Here is a 17,449-nt window from a genome sequence, read left to right as displayed (position 1 = left end):
TCCGTGTTGACTCATGATTGACAATAACGCTAGCTTCGACTTGAACCTCATCCGGCTGTTTGTCACCCTGGTGGAATCCAGGACACTCACGGCCGCTGCCGTGCGCGGTGGCATGACCCGCTCCAATGTCTCGCGCCGGCTCAAGGCGCTGGAGCAGCACATGGGCGCGCAACTGATGCGGCGCACCACCCGCCACGTGGAGTTGACCGAGGCCGGGCGCCTGCTGTATGCGCACGGCGTGCGCATGCTGGATGAGTTGCAGGCGGCGGGCACCTCCATCGACAGCCTGGGCCAGACCGTGCGCGGCGATGTGCGGATCCGCCTGCCAACCGGGCTCGGGCACCTGTACCTGGCGCAGGTATTGCTGGAATTTGCCCGGCAGTACCCGGCCATCTCCCTGCGCGTGCTGATCAACGACTATATCGGCGACCTGATTTCGGCCGAGGTGGATGTGGCGCTGAAGATCACCTCCCTGCCGCCGGAGGATCACGTGGCGCGCAAGATTTGCGAGGTGGGCTGGTGCCTGTGCGCATCGCCCGGCTTCCTGGCGGAGCGCGGGCCGGTGAGCCGCGCGGAGGATCTCGGCCACTGCGACCTGATCGCGCCGGCGTCGCTGGGGCGCCGCTTCGATCTCAAGCTGAAGCTGGCCGGCACGCCGCTGATCCTGCGGGTCGCCCCGCGCATCCAGTCCGGCGACTACCCCTTCTTGTTCGAGTCGATGATGGCGGGGCTTGGCGTTGCCTTGCTGCCGCGCTATGCCGTGTGGCAGCAGATCGGGCGCGGCGAAGTGGTGGAGGTGCTGCCGGAGTACGAGCCCGAAGGCGTGGGCGACAGCATCTACATGCTGACCGCGCCGAACCGGTTTCCCACGCTGGCCACCCGCACGTTGATGGACTTCATCCGGGCGCGGCTGGAAAGCCAGGCGGGGAATTGGGTTGGGCGTGGGGCCTTATCGATCCCGTAGCCAGGATGCGCGGCGCGCTCGCATAGCGGACACACGCGCATCAGCAATGGCCCATCGTAGCGCCGCCGTCCATCTGCGTAGGGCGTCTCGGTAAAGGAGGGCTCATCTGTTAGCGGGAATGAGCTTGATCGGATGCGCGTCAAACCTCGGCCTTCAGGCGGAGGAAGGATAGCGCGGACGGCGTAGGCGTCCAATGCTGAGCCTAGTGCGGCGTTTTCTGCTGTTCGATGTATTGCCGCACAATCTCGATAGGCGCACCGCCACAGCTTCCAGCGAAGTAGGACGGCGACCAGAGAGCGCCTCAGTTTCTTGCGGATGCTGAGGTATCCCTTTTGTCGAATCGGGCGGCTGGACATGCCTTTCAGGCTGTTCACCAAGAATGACACTGAGACCTAGGGCGGATAGTTCACCAGCAAGTGAACATGGTCGTCCTCGCCGTCGAACTCCACCGGTTCGGATTCGAAATCCAAGCAGACGCTGGCAAAGATGCCGCGCATGTCGCCGAGTATCTCCTTGGTGAACACATTGTGCCGATACTTGGTCACGAAGACCAAATGCACGTGCATCAGGAAAACGCAATGCGATCAGCCAAAACCACGCGATGGTGTGCATCGCATCTGCGTAGCGCCGTAGGAATCCCCTCCCTTTCCACCGAAAGGCGGCGGCCGCAGGTCGAGGGAGGGGAGGATGTCAACATCTGTCGCCATGGTCAAGATCGGCTTCACGCCACGGCTGGGCAAATCCGGCCGCGACAACGAAGACGACGTGGTCACCGCCGTCGTGGTGATGAACCGGACCTTGCAGACCAATGAGGTGGTCGCACGCGTCAAGGCCGAGATCGAGAAGATCAATAGCGACGGCACTTTGTCCGCCGGCGTCAAGGTCGAGTCCTACTACGATCGCTCCAGCCTGGTGTCGGTCACCACCCACACCGTCCTGCACAGCCTTTTCTTTGGCTGCCTGCTGGTGTTCTTCATCCAGTCGGATGCGGCCAATGCTGATGACCGCGTTGTCGGCATGTATCGGCTTGCTGCCGGCGGCGATCTCCACCGGCATCGGCAGCCAGGTGCAGCGCCCGCTGGCGACTGTGGTGGTGGGGGGGGTGCTGGTGGGGCCGTTGATGCTGCTCGTGATCGTGCCTGCGCTGCGGATGGTATTCCTCGGCAAGGATGCGGACTCGGACAATGCTTCCACCGTGGTCAAGCCTACCGTCCCCCATTGATGGATGCCCATCAGGCCCATGTGAGCAGAGCCTGATGGGCAAGGGCTACCAGTAGGTCCGAGATGGCCGCGCGAGCGGCGAAAATCATGCAAGAGGCGTGGTGCGTCACTAGCTATGCCGGGGCGCAACAATGCCTCGCTGGACGACGAGGCAATAGCGCATGTTGCGTTACCTCGTCGGCGGAACGTGTGAAGATCGACTACAACTACTGTCCATACTGGTCTCCTTACTCCTTATTGGTAGTGGGTTGCGTTACCCGGCGCAAAGCTTGGAACGCTCTCCCATAGCACAGAGCGCACGTTGCGCTCCAGGCCAAGTTGCCCTACCGGTCGCGACAGCGCGGCCCGCCCGGGTGCCACGCAGTATCCGGCCCGAATCCAACCGTGTTCCGTGCCCGGGCTTTCCCGCGCCAGACCTGGGGCCTGGGTGGGGGCGAAGAGAAGGTGGAGGCGGATTTCAACCAGCTCGCAACCACCGTCGACAAGCGGCGGGTGGTGCTGACGGCCGGCAACGTTCCCGTGCTCGACATCTTCAATGCGGTTGAGTACGCGCACGATCCGCGCATGCTGTTTCTCATCTGGTCATTCATGACGCACGGCTCGTTCGACTACGCGGCAGATGCACGCGGCTACAACTGGGGGATCGCGCTCGAATACATCGACGATGACTGGGCGGTTCGCATCGGGCGTTTCCTGCAGCCAATCGAATCCAATGGCCTGCCGCTCGATACCCGCTTCCTGCAGCACTACGGCGACCAGATCGATTTGGAGAAGGGCTACCGGCTGTTCGGCCAAGAGGGCAAGGCGCGCTTGCTGCTATGGCGCAACAAGGCGAAGATGGGCAACTTCCGCGACGCCATCGCCTTTGGCAATGCCAACCGCAGCACGCCAGGTGTGGGTGATGTGCGCAGGGAGCATGCCAAGGTCGGCGTTGGCCTGAGTTTCGAGCAAAAGGTCGGGCAAGACCTTGGCCTGTTCGCGCGCGCGGACTGGTCGGACGACAAGACCGATACTTACGCCTTTACCGAAGTTGGCCGCAGCGTTTCCTTTGGCGGCATTTACCTCATGCCATCCCTGTTCAGCCAGCCCTTGCAGAGACGCTAGTCCGCGCGATGGGTCCCAGCGCTCGCGCCAAGAATGCGAACGACTCTAATTGCGCTTTTCATTGGCGAATTCGGATATGCATGACAAGCCAGGTGCGCGGAGCTAATATTCCGGCAGCTTCGCCGCGAGCCTCCACGAGTCAGCGCTGAATGAACGCCTTGTCCCGCGTATCCGCCGTTCTTTGCCTGTGCTCCGCGTTGCCCGGCTTCATGGTCCATCCAGCGTGGGCGGTGCTGCCGGATGAGATCCAGGTGTACACCGGCGATATCAACGCGCCGGGCAAGTTCGGCCTCGAGCTGCATCTCAACACCACGCCAAGCGGCCATTCACAGCCATCGTATCCAGGCGAAGTCACCACCCCGCACGGCTGGCGTGTGACCGCCGAATTCTCTTACGGCCTCTCGCCTTCCTGGGAGCTTGGGCTTTACATCCCTACCATGCTGTCGCGTGACAACAGCTACTACGTGACGGGACCCAAGCTTCGTGTGAAATGGATGCCGGTCCGCGCGGTGGATGGCGCTGGATACTTTGCTGGCGCAAACGTGGAACTCGCGCGAGTTGGACAGCGATTCGAGAGCGCCACCAAGGCGCTGGAGCTGCGACCCATCATCGGCTATCAAGACGCGAGCTGGCTCTTTGCCTTTAACCCTGTGCTCGGATGGGACCTGGCCGGCGTGGACAAGAGCGCGGCACCGAGCGCAACGCCTAGCTTCAAGGTGGCCCGAACGGTGTTGCCAGGCTTGCGCGCGGGCGCCGAGTATTACATGGATCTGGGCCGCGTCAATCATCCGGCGACCGGGCCCGGGCAAGCGCAAACCGCCTATCTTGCTTTCGATGTGGATCGCGGCCCAATCGTCTTCAACTTTGGCATCGGCCGCGGGCTGTCGCGCGCGGCTGACCGTTGGACGCTCAAGTGGATCTTCGAAATACCATTCTCCTGAGCGGCCGGCCTCCAGAGGGGCGAGCGAGAATGGAGCTGGGCATGGCCACACCGGCGCTTGTGCACGCCGGCGCGGCTAACCGGCCCCTTACTGCGGGCCCAGCTTCTTGATCAGCGCATCCAGCATCGCCAGTTCCTGCTCGTCCAGGTCCGTCAGCGGCGCGCGGACCGGGCCGGCATCGTGCCCGACCAGCTTGGCGCCGGCCTTGACGATGCTCACGGCGTAACCTGCGCGGCGATTACGGATGTCCAGGTAGGGCAGGAAGAACTCGTCGATCAGGCGGTTGGTGGTGGCGTGGTCGTCTGCGGCAATCGCGCGGTAGAAGTCCATCGCCGTCTTGGGGATAAAGTTGAACACGGCCGAGGAGTACACGGGCACGCCCAGCGCCTTGTAGGCGGCGGCGTAGACTTCCGCGGTGGGCAGGCCGCCCAGGTAGGACAGGCGGTCGCCCAGCTTGCGGCGGATGCGCACCATGCCTTCGATCTCGCCTACGCCATCCTTGAAGCCGATCAGGTTGGGGCAGCGGTCGGCCAGGCGCTCGAGCATTTCCGCGTTGATGCGGGAATTGCCGCGGTTGTACACGATCACGCCGATATTGACCGACTTGCAGACTTCTTCGATATGGTTGGCAATGCCGTCCTGGCAGGCTTCGGTCAGGTAGTGCGGCAGCAGCAGGATGCCCTTGGCGCCCAGGCGCTGGGCTTCCTTGGCATAGGCGATGGCCATGCGGGTCGGGCCGCCGGCGCCGGCCAGGATGGGCACCTTGCCTGCGCAGGTTTCCACCGCGGTACGGATGACATTGGAGTAGTCGTCCGGCGTCAGCGAGAAGAACTCGCCGGTGCCACCGGCGGCAAACAGGGCGGTGGCGCCGTAGGGGGCCAGCCATTCCAGGCGCTCTACATAGGTCTCGGGGCGGAAGTTGCCTTGCGCGTCGAAGTCGGTCACGGGGAAGGAAAGCAGGCCTTCCGAGACGATCTGCTTGAGTTCTTGTGGTGTGGTCATGATGGCTGGTCCTGATACCCGCAAGGGCAGGGGGTTGGTTCACTGGGTCTTGTGCTTGATTTTTGCAGGCACAATTTCGAGATACGTCATCGTACAACTAGGAATTTGAATGTGCAAGTGTTTTTGCTCGGGTGCGGTTGGATCCCCGGCGTTGCTTGCGTGGCACTTTGCCTGAAGGCGGCGGCAGTCATCTGAGACGGCCTGGGTGAGGCGTCGAGCGGCGCGAGCAGAATCTCCGTAAATCACTGTGAAAGCTGGCTGAAAGCTTGTCGCGTCCCGTTTTTCGGGAGAAGGGCGCGGGTGCGATCACGGCTGGGCGGTTAGGACGGTCTCGCTGAGGGTGTTGCATCCTAATTCGGGTAAACACTTAATGTTGTCGACCAAGCCGGATGCCTATAATTCCGGTCATACGATGACATATCACGTAGCCGACCAAGCACGCGAGAAGGAGGCCAGCCGCAAGCCAGCTTCCAGATCTTCCAGCCGGCTCCGTGCAGGAGACCCCATGAATCTCAGCAATACCATCAGCGTGGCCGGCGAGGCCACCCGTCGCAGCAATGTTCGTTACTGGATCCTGCTGATGATCTTCGTGGTGACGACGGTGAACTATGCCGACCGCGCCACGCTTTCCATCACCGGCCCGGCGATGCGCTCGGAGTTCGGTTTCGATGCGGTGCAGATGGGTTTCATCTTCTCGGCCTTCAGCTGGGCCTATGTGATGGCGCAGATCCCGGGCGGCTGGCTGCTGGACCGCTTTGGCGCGCGCCGCATCTATGCCTGCAGTATTTTCCTGTGGTCGCTCTTCACGCTGCTGCAGGGTTTTATCGGCGTATTCGCCACGGTCGGCGCGGCCGTGACCACGTTGTTCGTGCTGCGTTTTGCCGTGGGGCTGGCCGAGTCGCCGGCGTTCCCGGCCAATGCCAAGGTTGTGGCCAGCTGGTTTCCCACGGCGGAGCGCGGCACGGCTTCGGCTATCTTCAATTCCGCGCAGTATTTTGCCGCGGTGCTGTTTACGCCCCTGATGGCCTGGCTGACCCACGCGCTGGGCTGGCACCACGTCTATATGTGGATGGGCGCGCTGGGCATGGTGCTGGCCGGTCTCTGGCTCAAGGTGGTACGCAGCCCGGCGACCCACCCGGGCGTGAATCGCGCCGAACTGGACTATATCAAGCAGGGCGGCGGCCTGATCGAGATGAGCGGGGACGCTGGCAAGAAGGACAAGGAAGCACCCGGCACGCGCTGGTTCTACGTGCGCCAGCTGCTCTCCAACCGGATGCTGCTGGGCGTGTACCTGGGCCAGTACTGCATCAACGTGCTGACGTACTTCTTCCTAACGTGGTTCCCGGTGTACCTGGTGCAGGCGCGCGGCATGTCGATCCTGAAGGCGGGTTTTGTCGCTTCGTTGCCGGCGATCTGCGGCTTCCTGGGTGGCGTGCTGGGCGGCGTGATTTCCGATGGGTTCCTGCGCCGGGGCTATTCGCTGACGGTAGCCCGCAAGGTGCCGATCGTCGCCGGCATGCTGCTGTCGGTCAGCATGATTGCCTGCAACTACGTGGATAGCGAATGGCTGGTAGTGGGCTTCATGGCGCTGGCCTTCTTCGGCAAGGGCATCGGCGCGCTGGGCTGGGCCGTGGTGGCGGATACGGCACCGAAGGAAGTGATTGGCCTGGCCGGCAGCATCTTTAACATGTTCGGAAATATCGCGGGCATCGTCACGCCGATCGTGATCGGATATATCCTTGGCACCACCGGTTCCTTCAATGGCGCGCTGGTCTTCGTCGGCGCCAACGCGCTGGTGACCGTGATCAGCTACCTGGTGATCGTCAAGGAAATCAAGCGCGTCGAGCTCAAGCATCCCTGAATTCAGTGGCGCCGGCTGCGCGGGTGCAGCCCCGGCGCAGCGGCCAAGCGTTTCGGAAGGAAAAAAAAGACATGTCGGTTATCGATATCAAGGTAGAGCAGCCAGCCGGTGCGCAGCCGGCTGCGCAGGTGCAGGGCACCCCGCTGTACATCCGCATCCACGAGCTGGATAACGTGGCGATCGTCGCCAACGATGGCGGCCTGCCCGAGGGCACGGTGTTTCCCTGCGGGCTGACCCTGCGCGAGCGGGTGCCGCAGGGCCACAAGGTGGCGCTGGCGGATCTGGCAGCCGGTGATGCCGTGGTGCGCTACAACGTGGTGATCGGCTATGCGCTGCGCGACCTGCCCAAGGGTAGCTGGGTCAACGAGCGCGTGATCGAGATGCCGGTGGCGCCCGAGCTGGACAACCTGCCGATCAGCACGCGCGTGGCGGACCCGCTGCCGCCGCTGGAAGGCTATAGCTTCGAGGGCTTCCGCAATCCGGACGGCTCGGTCGGCACCCGCAACATCCTCGCCATCACCACCACCGTGCAGTGCGTGTCGGGCGTTGTTGCGCACGCGGTGCGGCGCATCAAGGCCGAGCTGCTGCCGCGGTATCCCAATGTGGACGACGTGGTGGGGCTGGAGCATACCTACGGCTGTGGCGTGGCCATCGATGCGCCGGACGCCATCGTGCCGATCCGCACGCTGCGCAATATCGCGCTGAACCCGAATTTCGGCGGCACCGCCATGATGGTGAGCCTGGGTTGCGAGAAGCTGCAGCCGGAGCGCCTGTTGCCGGCCGGCAGCTTGCCCGGCGGCCTGGATGTTGGCGTGGTGTGCCTGCAGGACGACGAGCACGTTGGCTTCGAGAGCATGATCGATTCCATCATGGCGATGGCGCATACCCACCTGGCCAAGCTTGACCAGCGCCGCCGCGAAACCTGCCCGGCCTCGGAGCTGGTGGTGGGCGTGCAGTGCGGCGGCAGCGATGCGTTTTCAGGCGTGACCGCCAATCCCGCCGTGGGGTTTGCCACCGACCTGCTGGTGCGCGCCGGCGCGACCGTGATGTTCTCGGAAGTCACCGAGGTGCGCGACGGCATTGACCAGCTCACGGCGCGCGCGGCCACGCCCGAAGTGGCGCAGGCGATGATCCGCGAGATGGACTGGTACGACCGCTACCTGGAGAAGGGCCGGGTCGACCGCAGCGCCAACACCACGCCCGGCAACAAGAAGGGCGGGCTGTCCAATATCGTCGAGAAGGCCATGGGCTCGATCGTCAAGTCGGGCAGCACGGCCATCACCGGCGTGCTCTCGCCCGGCGAAAAGCTCAAGCACAAGGGCCTGATCTACGCAGCCACGCCTGCCAGCGATTTCATCTGCGGCACCTTGCAGCTGGCCGCCGGCATGAACCTGCACGTGTTCACCACCGGCCGCGGCACGCCGTACGGCCTGGCCGAAGTGCCCGTGATCAAGGTGGCAACGCGTAGCGATCTTGCACGCCGCTGGCACGACCTGATGGACGTGAATGCCGGGCGCATCGCCACCGGCGAGGCCACTATCGAGGACGTGGGCTGGGAGTTGTTCCGGCTGATGCTGGATGTGGCGAGCGGGCGCAAGAAGACCTGGGCCGAGCACCATAAGCTGCACAATTCGCTGGCGCTGTTCAACCCGGCGCCGGTGACCTGACCCGTTTGCACGGCCAGCGTGCCCGCCAGAAAAGCCGCCGGGACAACGCTACACGGCCGGGACCAGTGTCCCGGCCGCTTTACATTCGTCCGGGGCCAACCTTAAATGAGGAAGGATTCGGCCCCCCTCCTGGCTCCCACGCCTGCCGCTTTTCCCCCTTCAGTTCGCCATGCCATCCTTTGCCCCGACATGACGCCGGAGACGGATCAAGCCGCGCCTTGTGGCATGCGGCCAGTACCGCGGCCGAACCCATATCCGGGATTCCGTCGCGAGGTGCATCATGGCCGATCTGTCTAGTGAGCTGGTCAGTGGTTTGAAGTCGAAACTCAGAGGCCAGGTGCTGCAACCTGGCGAGGCGGGCTATGAGGCGGCGCGAAAAGTCTGGAACGCCATGATCGACCGGCGCCCCGCGCTCATCGTCAAAAGCGCCGGCGCGGCCGATGTCATCGATACGGTAGCGTTCGCGCGGGACAACGGCGTGCTGCTGTCGGTACGCGCCGGCGGCCACAATATCGGTGGGCTGGCCCTTTGCGAGGGCGCGGTCACGCTGGACCTGTCGGACATGAAATCGGTGCGGATCGATCCCAGCGCACTGCGCGCCTATGTCGAGCCCGGCGCCACGCTGGGCGATTTCGACCACGAGGCGCAGGCCTTCGGGCTGGCCACGCCGCTTGGCATCAACTCCACCACCGGCGTGGCGGGACTCACGCTGGGCGGCGGCTTTGGCTGGATCAGCCGCAAGTACGGCACCACCGTGGATAACCTGGTGAGCGCGCAGGTGGTGACAGCCGATGGCAAGCTGGTGCACGCCAGCGCCACCGAGCACCCCGACCTGTTCTGGGCCATACGCGGCGGCGGCGGCAACTTCGGCGTGGTCACCATGTTCGAGTTCGCCCTGCGGCCGGTCGGCCCGGAGATCTACGGCGGCCTGATCGTCTATCCGCTGGAGCAGGGCGTGGCCGTGTTGCAGGCCCTGCGCGACCGCTTCGACGGCATGCCCGACGAGCTGACCGTGTGGGCCGTGCTGCGGCTCGCGCCGCCGCTGCCGTTCCTGCCGCCGGAGACACATGGCAAGCCCATCGTGGCGCTGGCCATCTGCTACATCGGGCCGCCAGCCAACGGGCCGCAACTGGTCGAGCCATTGCGCCATCTCGGCACGCCCTATGGCGAGCATGTCGGGCCCATGCCGTTTGCCGCCTGGCAGCAGGCGTTCGATCCCTTGCTCACGCCGGGGGCGCGCAACTACTGGAAATCGCACAACTTCGCCGGCCTGGACGATGGCCTGCTCACGTTGTTGACGGACTACGTCAGCAAGCTGCCCTCGCCGCACACGGAGATCTTTATCGGCGCCATGGGCGGGCAGACCAACCGGGTCGCGGCGCACGCCACGGCGTATCCCAATCGTGATGCCAACTATGTGATGAACGTGCACGGACGCTGGACCGAGCCGGCCGACGACGACGCCTGCATCGCCTGGTCGCGCGAGGTCTTCCAGGCTGCGGCGCCGTACGCGCTTGGCTCGGTATACGTGAATTTCCTGACGCAGGAAGAGGGCGATCGCGTCAGCGCGGCGTACGGGCCGAACTATGCCCGGCTGGTCGAGGTCAAGCGGCGGTACGATCCCGACAACCTGTTCCGCCACAACCAGAACATCAAGCCTTAGTCCTGGTGGCGAGCTGGCTCGCTATGCCGCCGGCCCCGCGCCGACGGCATGGGTAACGCCGATCTGTGTTCCGCCGGCGAGCGTCTGGTACACCACGCAGTAGCGCTCGGTCAGCCGCAGCAGTGTTTCAACCTGGTCGGGCGGTGCGTCCGTATCCAGCTCAAACCGCACCCGGATTGCCTGGAAGCCCACGGCGGTTTCCTTGCTCACGCCAAGCGTGCCGCGAAAATCGAGATCACCCTCCACCAGCACGCGAGCGCTGCGCAGCGCAATGCCCAGCGCCGTCGCCACCGCATTCAGCGTGACACCGGCGCAGGCGGCCAGGGCCTCCAGCAGCATGTCCCCGGAGCAGGCGCTCAGCCCGGTGCCGCCGGTGGCGGGATGCAGGCCGGCTTCGACCAGCGCCTTGCCGGTTTCGACATTGCAGGTAACGCCTTCGCCTAGACGGCTCGATGCACGCAAGGTGATCGAGGCCGCCTCGGGGTGTTCGCGATACTTCTCCTTGAGCGGGGCCTGGATGGTGCGGAGTTGGTCGGCGTTCATGGGGGCTCCTGACGCTTGGTATTTCGAGTGCATCATGCGGCGCGTATCGTGCGATATGTTGAGCGGTATTGCACTCAGTGCTAGATTTTGTTATCCGAATTCTGGCAATTCGCATGAAAGTCCTTGCCCCGCGTGTCTTCAAAACATCCTGGTTCAGCAAGGCCGCCGGCAAGGCTGGAATAGACGATGCCGAATTATGCGGGACCGCACAAGGGTTGCAGCAGGGCCAGGGCGATGACCTAGGCGGCGGCGTCTGGAAGGCGCGGCTCAACAAGAACAGGCATCGCACAATCGTCCTCCACAAAGTCGAAAAGCGATGGATATTCACCTACCTGTTCGCAAAGAAAGATCGAGAGAACATCAGCGTCAAAGAGCTGGAAGGGTCCAAGAAGCTGTCGAGGGATTATGCGGCCGCCTCCCTCTCGCAGATCGCTGGACTGCTCGATCAAGGTGAACTATTGGAGATCTGCCATGACTACTAAACGCGTCAAAACCGACGCCTTCGAGGCAATCCACAGCGCTGCATCAGGCCTCTTGAGGGTGAAGGCCATCAACAAGAAGACCATGCGCGAGTATGACGACCTGTGCCTGGAGGCACCGCCACACTTCGGGGCTGAGGACATCGTCAAGATCCGCAAATCGGTCAACGTGAGCCAGCCCATTTTTGCCCGCTACCTGAACACAAGCACGTCGACGATTCAGAAATGGGAGACCGGGCAGAAGCAGCCCAGCGGGATGGCCGCGCGGCTGCTGCAGGTAGTCCAAAAGCATGGTTTGGAAGTACTTGCCTGAACGCCACTTTCCACTTTCAGGACAGCTTAGCGGTTTCAAATCAACCGCGCCCCCGGCCAGGCCCCCGACATCACAATATTGCGCACCGACTGCCTCACCGTCTGCATGATGTCCCACAGCTCAGGCACCGGCGTGCGGTTACGCGCGGTGGCAAGCGCCACCTGCCGCGTCACCACCGGATCCACCAGCCGGGCTGAATGCAGCCGGCCTTGCGCCACGCGATCCGCGACGGCGGCAAAGGGCAGCAGGGTGGCGCCGCAGCCGTCTTCCACCAACCGCATCGACACAGTATTGGACGCGTCGCACTCCAGCGCCAGTTGCAGGCTGGTGCCCGCCCGAGCCGCGAGCGATTCGGCCAGCACGCGCAAGCCGTGTCCCGTGCTGGGCAGGATCAGCGGCACTTCGCCAAGGCGGCGTACGGGAAAGGTCGGGCCGAGGTGGCTCCAGGATGTCGGCGTGACCAGCGTCAGGTCTTCTTCCAGCAGGATGTCGACCTTCAGCGCGCCTTGCTGCTCAGGCAGATAGAGCAAGGCAACGTCAATCTCGCCAGCCGCCAGCCAGGCCAGCACAGGGCTGGCCAGTCCTTCGACAAAGCGCACCTTGGTCGCGGGAAAGCGCTGTTTGAGCGCGGTGCCGATGCTGGCGAACGCGGTGTTGGCGATGGTGGGCTGCGCCGCGATCACCAGTTGCGCCGGGCCTTGCGCGGAGGACGCGCGGATGGCTTCACGGGCTTCGGCCAGCGTGGCCGCTACCTGCCGCGCGTAGACGATCAACGTCTGGCCAGCTTCGGTCAGCACCACGCCGCGTCCGCTGCGGTGGAACAGGCGGGTATCCAGCGCGGCCTCCAGCCGGGCGATCTGCCGGCTTACGGTGGACTGGTCCGCGCCCATTTCGAGCGCGGCGCGCGAGATGCTTTGCGTGTTGGCGACGCAGACGAAGCAGGCCAGATCCTCGGAGTTCATCGCGGTGGTCATGTCGTCGTGCCGGCGGCCGCAGTCCCTGGCATCAGGCCTTGTCGCCGATGGCGTGCCCGGACATATGCTCGAGCGCGCGCACCAGGCCGGAATGGTCCCATTTGGCGCCGCCGAGCGCGCCGCACACATTGAACAGTTGCTGGCACGAGGCGGTGTTGGGCAGGCTCACGCCCAGCTTGCTTGCCGTGGAGAGCGCGAGGTTGAGGTCCTTCTGGTGCAGTTCGATGCGGAATCCCGGATCGAAGGTGCGCTTGATCATGCGCTCGCCATGCACTTCCAGGATGCGCGAGCTGGCGAAGCCGCCCATCAGCGCCTCGCGCACGCGGGCGGGGTCCGCGCCGGCCTTGGCGGCGAGCACCAGGGCTTCCCCCACGGCTTCGATGGTGAGGGCCACGATGACCTGGTTGGCCACCTTGGCGACCTGGCCGTCGCCCACGCCGCCCACCAGCGTGATGTTCTTGCCCATGAGCTTGAGCAGCGGCAGCACGCGGTCGAACACGTCCTGCTTGCCGCCGGCCATGATCGATAGCGTCGCAGCCTTGGCGCCGACTTCGCCGCCGGACACGGGGCCGTCCACATAGTCGCAGCCCAGCGCTTCGATCTTCCCGGCAAAGATGCGCGTGTCGATTGGCGAAATGGAACTCATGTCCACCACGGTCTTGCCTTTGGAGAGGCCCGCCGCCACGCCGTTCTCGCCGAACAGCACGCGCTCCACGTCGGGTGTGTCGGGCAGCATGAGGAAGATCACATCGCTTTGCTGCGCGACCTCGGTGGCGTTGGCGCAGGCTTTGGCGCCGGCATCTAGCAACGCCTTGGGCGGGCCGCTGCGCGAGTGCACATAAAGCGTGTTGCCGCCTGCCAGCAGGTGCTGCGCCATGGGCGTACCCATCACGCCCAGTCCGATGAATCCGATCTTGCTCATGTCAGTCCTCTCTTGGTGCCGGATGCAGCTAGATGCCACCCGATGCAGCGCTTAGCTGGCGAAACGATCGCGCAGCGCTTGCGTCGCGCTACGGAAGATATTCTGGTCCAGGCCTACCGCCACGAAGCTCGCGCCCATGTCCAGGTAGCGGCGCGCGTCGGCTTCTACCGGCGTCAGCGTGCCCACGGCCTTGCCGGCGCGCTTGGCGGCCTCGAAGATGCGCGCCACCTGCGCCTGCACTTCGGGGTGATTCGGATTGCCGAGGTGGCCGCAGGCAGCCGCCAGGTCGTTCGGGCCGATAAAGATGCCGTCCACGCCATCCACCGCGCAGATCTCGTCGGCCGCATCCACGCCCTTCTGGCTTTCGATCTGTACCAGCACGCAGATATTGTCGTTGATCTGGCTGAAGTACTCCGGCACCGTGCCATAGCGGTTGCTGCGCTGGACCGACGACACGCCGCGCACGCCTGCAGGCGGGTAGCGGGTGGCGCTGACCGCGCGCTCGGCCTGTTCGGCGCTTTCCACAAAGGGAATCAGGAAGTTATAGAAGCCGATGTCCAGCAGGCGCTTCATCAGGACCGGATCGTTGGCGGGCGGGCGCACTACCGGCGCGCTCACGCTGCCTTGCAGGGCCATCAGTTGCGGGATGAAGGTGAGCACGTCGTTGGGCGAGTGCTCGCCGTCGAGCAGCAGCCAGTCGAAGCCGGCCAGGCCCAGGATCTCGGTGGTGGTGGCGTTGCCCAGCGAGCACCAGCAGCCGATCACGCGCTTGTGAGCCAGCACGTCGGCACGGAAGCGGTTAGGCAGGGGCGAGGGCAGGTTCGAGTACGGGAGGGTGGACATTGCGTTGGTATTCCTGTTTTCAGTGTCGAAGGCGAATGCGTCAGCCTGTGATGCCGATCTGCCAAGGCGCGAACTCCTGGTCGCCCAGGCCCAGCAACTCACTCTTGGTGCGCTGGCCGGAGGCCGCGGCAAGGATCTGCAAGAAGATGCGTTCGCCCATGCTTTGTATGGTGGCGGTACCGTCGAGGATCTCGCCGCAGCTGATGTCATCCAGCCTCGGGGAGGCTTCGGGGCCATCGTTGCTGCTTGTCTGCCTGTCTGCTGGCTTGCCCGGTGCTTCAGTGCGAGCCGCTGACGATCTGCTTGGTGAAGCTGGCGCGTTCCATCTCGACCACTTCCACGCTGACCTGCACGCTGTCTTCCGCGTTGGCAGGGCGCACGGCGTCGGCGATGACCTCGCAGATCGCTCTGCTCAGCGCCTGGCGCACGTCCAGCTCGCGGCCGTCCAGGATGTGCAGGCGCGCATGGACGAAGGCGCGTTCGCGCGCTTCGGTGCCCTGGCGGTAGGAGGTCAGCGTGATGCAGCGCGACTTGATGTCCGGCTCGCCGAACTGGCCGGAAGCCAGCAGCGCGGCATTGGCTTCGTCCAGCAACTCTTCCTGCGAGCAGGTGAGGCGGGTGTTTTCGGTAATTTCAATGATTAGGTGCGGCATGATGGCTAGGCCTGAAAGGTTCGGTGGGTCGCCGGGGCGGGTGGATCAGTCCACCGCCAGCCGGGACAGCGGGCCGGGCGATTTGCCGCGTGCTGCCTGCACGCGCGCCGCGGCGTCGTCGAGCTGGGCCAGCGTGCCGCTGTCCACCGGCATGAACTCGGCGCGGGCGCAGCGCCATGCGCGCTCGGGCTCGCCGGGCAGCAGGATGGCGTCGGTGCCGGGCTGCAGGTGCGATGAGCGCAGCCAGTCGACGAAGGCCTGCACTTCATGGCCGAAGGTGGTGCTGCTGCCCAGGCGCTCGGGGTCGAACACGATGGCCAGCATATTGTTCCAGACCGCGTGCTCGTGGGTCAGGGTCTGCGGGCGGATGGTGTGGCCGCCCGTGACGGCCGCGCCTAGCAACTCGCACATTACCGCCAGCACATAGCCCTTGTGCTCGCCAAAGGGCCGCAGCGCGCCTTGCGCCTCGCCGGCGGGCGGGAACATCACGGCGGGGTCGTCGGTGGGATGGCCTTCTGTGTCGAGCAGGCAGCCCGGGGGCACTGGCACGCCCTTGTTGTTGGCCACGCGCACCTTGCCCAGTGCGATCGCGCTGGTGGCGAAATCCATCACCAGCGGCTCGCCGCCGGCCACCGGCACGCCGATGGTGAACGGGTTGGTGCCATAGCGTGCCTCGTAGCCGCCATGCGGGGCCACGATCGGCTTGGATAGTACATTGACGAAGTGGATAGAGATCATGCCGGCAGCGGTCGCCTGCTCGGCCCAGTGGCCGACCCGGCCAAGATGGTGCGCACTGCGCAGGCCCAGCACGCACACGCCGTGCTCGCGCGCGCGCTCGATGGCCAGGCGCATGGCTTCCTCGGTCACCGCCTGGCCCATGCCGCGATTGCCGTCCAGGCTCAGGATGCCGCCGGCCTCGTGCACTACGCTCACGCGCTGGTTCAGCTGAAGCTGCTCGCCCAGCCAGGACATCACGTACTTCGGGATCATGCCGACCCCGTGCGAGTCGTGGCCGGACAGGTTGGCGCCGACCAGGTGGTCGGCGGTCAGGCGGGCCTCGCGAGCATCGGAGCCGGCGGCGAGCCAGAGATCGACCACCCATTGATGGAGGGCGGGAGTCGGGATGCGGTGTTCACTCATGGGCTTGCGGTTCGAAAGAAGAAGGAGGGATGGGCGGGACAAGGCGGCCCCCATGATAAGCCGCCGGGCCCGGCTTGGGTACCCGGCAAGCCATGCGAGCCATGCGCTGGCGTCATTCCGGCCGGATGTTGGCGCTCTTGATCAGTTGCGCCCACTTGGCCACTTCGCTCTTCTGGAACGCGCCCAGTTCGGCCGGGCCGGCGCCGGACGGCTCGATGCCGAGCGAGGCAAGGCGTGCGCGCATGTCGGGTTCCTGGATGATCTTGCCGATGTCCGCGGCAAGGCGGTTGACGATGGGCGCGGGCGTGCCGGCGGGGGCGAACACGGCTTGCCAGGAAACGATCTCGTAGCCTCGCAGTTTCGGGCCGCCGGCCTCTGCCACGGTCGGCACATCCGGGAGTTCGCGGGCGCGCTTGGCGGCGGTGGTGGCCAGCGCGCGGAACTTGCCGGACTGGATCATCGGCATGGCGGCCACGCTGTTCTCGAACAAGACATCGACCTGGTTGCCCAGCAAGGCTTGCACGGCCGGGCTGCTGCCCTTGAACGGCACGTGGAGCAGCTTGACGCCCGCCATGCTGGAGAACAGCTCGCCGGCCAGGTGCTGCGAGGTGCCGTTGCCGGCCGAGCCGAAGGAGATCGCATCGGGCTTGGCCTTGGCAGCGGCGATTACGTCCTGCACGCTCTTCCACGGGCTGTTGGCGTTGACCACCAGCAGGTTGGGCAGCGTGCCGATCAGGGCCACGGGCTGGAAGTTCTTGATCGGGTCGTATGGCATCTTCGGGTACAGGCTCACATTGATCGAGTGCGAGCTGATGGTGCCGCCGACCAGGGTGTAGCCGTCCGGCGCGGCCTTGGCCACGTAGTCGGAGCCGATGTTGCCGCCCGCGCCGGCGCGGTTCTCCACCACCACCGGCTGCCCGATCATCTGCGACAGGCGCTGGCCGATCAGGCGGCCCAGCACGTCGGTGGTACCGCCCGCGGCAAAGGGAACCACATAGTTGACCGGCTTGGTCGGCCAGGCGTCCTGCGCATGGGCCGGCAGCGCGCCAACGGCGGCCAGGGCGCTGGCGAGCAGGCCAAAGGCGAGGCGATAACGGAAAACCGGATGGGACTGATGGGCTGGCTGGCTGGCCCGGAAGGGCCGCAGGTGCAGAAGCAT

At 64.9% G+C, this 17,449-nt stretch carries 15 protein-coding genes and 4 pseudogenes; 9 read left to right on the top strand and 10 right to left on the bottom strand.

All coding sequences use genetic code 11. The annotated features are described in order from the left end of the window. The first annotated feature begins 13 nt into the window (after positions 1-13). Complete coding sequence (locus tag ACYP5B_RS02235) at positions 14-964, top strand: LysR family transcriptional regulator (RefSeq protein ID WP_400098248.1); 951 nt, start codon at positions 14-16, stop codon at positions 962-964. Between the two features lie 202 nt (positions 965-1,166). Here ACYP5B_RS02235 and tnpA read toward each other — a convergent pair. After that, a pseudogene (tnpA, locus tag ACYP5B_RS02230) lies at positions 1,167-1,530 on the bottom strand (IS200/IS605 family transposase). Between the two features lie 133 nt (positions 1,531-1,663). On the opposite strand from tnpA, the pseudogene ACYP5B_RS02225 reads away from it, so the two are divergent. The 3 genes and pseudogenes from ACYP5B_RS02225 to ACYP5B_RS02215 form a co-directional block, all read left to right on the top strand. Then, positions 1,664-1,945 (top strand): annotated as a pseudogene (locus tag ACYP5B_RS02225) (efflux RND transporter permease subunit); the annotation flags it as partial. A 603-nt stretch (positions 1,946-2,548) separates the two neighbouring features. Continuing rightward, positions 2,549-3,244, top strand: a pseudogene (locus ACYP5B_RS02220) (carbohydrate porin); the annotation flags it as partial. Positions 3,245-3,498: 254 nt separating this feature from the next. Continuing rightward, positions 3,499-4,230: a hypothetical protein gene (locus ACYP5B_RS02215; RefSeq protein WP_459568462.1), complete on the top strand. Its 732-nt coding sequence runs from the start codon at positions 3,499-3,501 to the stop codon at positions 4,228-4,230. Between the two features lie 87 nt (positions 4,231-4,317). Here the strand turns inward: ACYP5B_RS02215 and kdgD are convergent, their stop codons facing one another. Then, entirely contained in the window at positions 4,318-5,232 is a 915-nt protein-coding gene (gene kdgD / locus ACYP5B_RS02210; RefSeq protein WP_400098250.1) for a 5-dehydro-4-deoxyglucarate dehydratase, read from the bottom strand. A gap of 505 nt (positions 5,233-5,737) precedes the next feature. Here kdgD and ACYP5B_RS02205 point away from each other — a divergent pair. The 3 genes from ACYP5B_RS02205 to ACYP5B_RS02195 all read left to right on the top strand — a co-directional run bounded on the left by ACYP5B_RS02205 (position 5,738) and on the right by ACYP5B_RS02195 (position 10,423). Next, the gene (locus tag ACYP5B_RS02205; protein WP_400098252.1) at positions 5,738-7,093 is read left to right on the top strand and encodes an MFS transporter; all 1,356 of its coding nucleotides are present in this window, start codon (positions 5,738-5,740) and stop codon (positions 7,091-7,093) included. A gap of 128 nt (positions 7,094-7,221) precedes the next feature. Then, positions 7,222-8,760: a galactarate dehydratase gene (garD, locus tag ACYP5B_RS02200; RefSeq protein ID WP_400098294.1), complete on the top strand. Its 1,539-nt coding sequence runs from the start codon at positions 7,222-7,224 to the stop codon at positions 8,758-8,760. A gap of 280 nt (positions 8,761-9,040) precedes the next feature. Then, the gene (locus tag ACYP5B_RS02195) at positions 9,041-10,423 is read left to right on the top strand and encodes an FAD-binding oxidoreductase (RefSeq protein ID WP_400098254.1); all 1,383 of its coding nucleotides are present in this window, start codon (positions 9,041-9,043) and stop codon (positions 10,421-10,423) included. 21 nt (positions 10,424-10,444) lie between these two features. On the opposite strand, the gene ACYP5B_RS02190 is transcribed toward ACYP5B_RS02195, so the two are convergent. Beyond that, positions 10,445-10,966, bottom strand: a complete 522-nt coding sequence (locus tag ACYP5B_RS02190) for an OsmC family protein (RefSeq protein ID WP_400098256.1) — start codon at positions 10,964-10,966, stop codon at positions 10,445-10,447. A gap of 113 nt (positions 10,967-11,079) precedes the next feature. Between ACYP5B_RS02190 and ACYP5B_RS02185 the strand changes: the two genes are divergently transcribed. Further along, positions 11,080-11,448 (top strand): type II toxin-antitoxin system RelE/ParE family toxin, encoded by a 369-nt coding sequence (locus ACYP5B_RS02185; protein WP_459568398.1) that lies wholly within the window; start codon positions 11,080-11,082, stop codon positions 11,446-11,448. Beyond that, a complete protein-coding gene (locus ACYP5B_RS02180; RefSeq protein WP_400098259.1) occupies positions 11,438-11,758 on the top strand; it encodes a helix-turn-helix domain-containing protein in 321 nt (106 codons plus the stop codon). Before ACYP5B_RS02185 ends, ACYP5B_RS02180 begins: the two co-directional genes overlap by 11 nt. 35 nt (positions 11,759-11,793) lie before the next feature. On the opposite strand, the gene ACYP5B_RS02175 is transcribed toward ACYP5B_RS02180, so the two are convergent. The 7 genes and pseudogenes from ACYP5B_RS02175 to ACYP5B_RS02145 all read right to left on the bottom strand — a co-directional run bounded on the left by ACYP5B_RS02175 (position 11,794) and on the right by ACYP5B_RS02145 (position 17,449). Further along, the gene (locus tag ACYP5B_RS02175; RefSeq protein ID WP_318232301.1) at positions 11,794-12,732 is read right to left on the bottom strand and encodes a LysR family transcriptional regulator; all 939 of its coding nucleotides are present in this window, start codon (positions 12,730-12,732) and stop codon (positions 11,794-11,796) included. 31 nt (positions 12,733-12,763) lie between these two features. Beyond that, a complete protein-coding gene (locus ACYP5B_RS02170; protein WP_400098261.1) occupies positions 12,764-13,654 on the bottom strand; it encodes a 2-hydroxy-3-oxopropionate reductase in 891 nt (296 codons plus the stop codon). 51 nt (positions 13,655-13,705) lie between these two features. Beyond that, the gene (gene garL, locus ACYP5B_RS02165; RefSeq protein ID WP_400098263.1) at positions 13,706-14,497 is read right to left on the bottom strand and encodes a 2-dehydro-3-deoxyglucarate aldolase; all 792 of its coding nucleotides are present in this window, start codon (positions 14,495-14,497) and stop codon (positions 13,706-13,708) included. Positions 14,498-14,537: 40 nt separating this feature from the next. Continuing rightward, positions 14,538-14,705, bottom strand: a pseudogene (locus ACYP5B_RS02160) (hypothetical protein); the annotation flags it as partial. Positions 14,706-14,775: 70 nt separating this feature from the next. Continuing rightward, the gene (locus ACYP5B_RS02155; RefSeq protein ID WP_318232304.1) at positions 14,776-15,150 is read right to left on the bottom strand and encodes a 5-carboxymethyl-2-hydroxymuconate Delta-isomerase; all 375 of its coding nucleotides are present in this window, start codon (positions 15,148-15,150) and stop codon (positions 14,776-14,778) included. A gap of 45 nt (positions 15,151-15,195) precedes the next feature. Then, positions 15,196-16,290, bottom strand: a complete 1,095-nt coding sequence (locus tag ACYP5B_RS02150; protein WP_400098266.1) for a malate/lactate/ureidoglycolate dehydrogenase — start codon at positions 16,288-16,290, stop codon at positions 15,196-15,198. Between the two features lie 112 nt (positions 16,291-16,402). Further along, the gene (locus ACYP5B_RS02145; RefSeq protein ID WP_400098268.1) at positions 16,403-17,449 is read right to left on the bottom strand and encodes a Bug family tripartite tricarboxylate transporter substrate binding protein; all 1,047 of its coding nucleotides are present in this window, start codon (positions 17,447-17,449) and stop codon (positions 16,403-16,405) included.

The sequence above is a fragment of the Cupriavidus sp. 8B genome (assembly GCF_054589115.1).
Note: the sequence above shows the minus strand (reverse complement) of the source record. Positions and strands in the feature narration are given on the sequence as shown.